The sequence below is a fragment of the Phenylobacterium sp. genome (genome assembly GCF_031412415.1).
GTDB lineage: Bacteria > Pseudomonadota > Alphaproteobacteria > Caulobacterales > Caulobacteraceae > Phenylobacterium.
Map to the genome: position 1 here is coordinate 1 of NZ_JANOCX010000405.1, position 2039 is coordinate 2039.

Consider the following 2039-nt stretch of genomic DNA (forward strand, 5'->3'; position numbering starts at 1 on the left):
TCGGTGTCGAGGGCGCTGGTGGCCTCGTCCAGCAGCAGGATGGGGGCGTCCTTCAGGAAGGCGCGCGCGATGGCGATCCGCTGCCTCTGGCCGCCCGACAGCCGGGCCCCCGCCTCGCCCACCAGGGTGTCGTAGCCGGCGGGCAGGGAGAGGATGAAGTCGTGGGCGGCGGCGGCCCGCGCGGCGGTCTCGATTTCCGCCTGACTGGCGTCGGGACGCGCATAGGCGATGTTGGCGCGGATGGTGTCGTCGAACAGGAAGGGTTCCTGCGTCACCAGGGCGATCTGGGCGCGCAGGGAGGCCAGGGTCACATCGCGGATGTCCACGCCGTCAATGGTCACCCCGCCGTCGGTGGCGTCGTAGAAGCGCGGAATGAGGTTCAGGATGGTGGTCTTGCCGCCGCCGGAGGGGCCCACCAGGGCGACGGTCTCGCCGCGGCGGACCTCCAGGGTCACCTCGCGCAGGGTGGGCGGACCGCCGGCATAGGCGAAGCTGACGCCCTTGAAGCAGATCGTGGTCTCGCCCCGGGCCAGGGTCGCGGCGCCCGGCTGCTCCCGCACCTCGGGTTCGACGTCCAGGGCGGCGAACAGGCGGCGCGCCGCGCTCATCCCCTCGGCCATCACCGTCGCCAGGTTGGAGAGCTGCCGCAGGGACTGGGAAGCCAGCCCCAGGGCCAGGAGGAAGGCCATGAAGGCCCCGACGTTCATGGCGCCCGACTGCGCGCGCCAGCCCGCATAGGCGATGACCGTCGCCGTGATCAGGGTCATCACCAGCTCGGTGGCCGGGGCGGCGCGGGCCCGTGCATTGGCGCCCTTCACCAGGTGCTTCTGGCGGCGCTGCACCACCTCGGCGACCCGGGTCTCCTCGTAGGATTCGCGGTTCTCGATCTTCACCACCCGAACCCCGTCCAGGCTCTCCATGATGGCGGTGGAGAGGGCCGAGGTCTCGGCCATGGCCCCCTTGGCGGCCTTGGTGGTCTTCTTGGAGAACCGGCGCATGATGAAGCCGGTCAGGGGCGCGGCGGCCACCAGGGTCAGGGACAGCAGCAGGTCGTTGGAGACCATCACGGTGATGGCGCCGATCACCGTCAGGGCGTGCTGGGTGTAGTTGATCACCCCGGACGTGGCGGCTTCCCGGATCAGGCTGGCGTCGTAAAGCACCGAGGAGACATAGGCGCCGGAGTGCTGGGTGCGCAGGTGGGCGAGGTCGGCCCGGACCAGCTTGCCGAACAGCTGCACCTGCACGTCGCCCACCACGGCGTTGCCGATCTGGTTGACCAGCGAGGCCTGGATCACCTGGGCCAGGGCCCGGCCGATGGCCAGGGCGGCGATGGTGAGCGGCACCATCACCAGGGCGCCGGGCTTGTGGTTGACCAGCAGGTCGTTGATCGCCGGCTCAAAGATCTGAACCAGCTTGGCCGACAGCACCGCCACGGCGATGGCCGCCAGCATGGCGCAGGTCCAGGCCTTCCAGCGGGGTCGCATATAGACCCCGGCGATCCGCGCGATCAGGGCGCGGGCCGAAAGCTCGGGCTCGGTGGTCGGCGCAGTCATCATCCTGGGGTCGGCTGTCAGGGACGGGAAGTCAAGCTTGGGGCGATGCGCTAGAATGCGGCGCCGCCTGGGTGAGGGAGTGCGCCACATGAAGATCTACGGACTGCGGATCTGGGTCGATGACATGGCGGCCGCCAAGCGATTCTATGGAGAGACCCTGGGTCTGACGGCCAAGTGGGACATGGAGATGGCGGTCGGCTACGACCTTGGGATCGACCTGATCGTCGAGCGCGACGACGGGAGCGATGAGGGGGAGACCCTGGTGGGCCGTTTCGTCGGGACCTCGATCCAGGTGGACGACATCGCGGCGACCTATGAAGCCCTGAAGGCCAAGGGGGTGCCTTTCCTGGGGCCGCCGGAGAAGTTGCCCTGGGGCGGGACCCTGGCCCACTTCAAGGATCCGGCGGGCAATACGCTGACCCTGCTGCAATAGTTGGACCTCCCGCCGCGCTTCCGTTTGGTGGCGTCACGTCCTAGTTAGGGGCC

General features: G+C 69.2%; 2 protein-coding genes. One reads left to right on the top strand and one right to left on the bottom strand.

The window, feature by feature from the left end:
• Positions 1-1553 (bottom strand): ABC transporter ATP-binding protein (locus RMO04_RS18990; protein ID WP_309646334.1); only part of this gene is annotated, 1553 nt, incomplete at its 3' end.
• A gap of 88 nt (positions 1554-1641) precedes the next feature.
• Between RMO04_RS18990 and RMO04_RS18995 the strand changes: the two genes are divergently transcribed.
• The gene (locus RMO04_RS18995) at positions 1642-1986 is read left to right on the top strand and encodes a VOC family protein (protein WP_309646335.1); all 345 of its coding nucleotides are present in this window, start codon (positions 1642-1644) and stop codon (positions 1984-1986) included.
• Positions 1987-2039 lie beyond the last annotated feature (53 nt).

Coding starts and splice junctions, on each gene's coding strand:
- RMO04_RS18995 (WP_309646335.1), top strand. CDS start 1,642: ATGAAGATCTACGGACTGCGGATCTGGGTCGATGACATGGCGGCCGCC.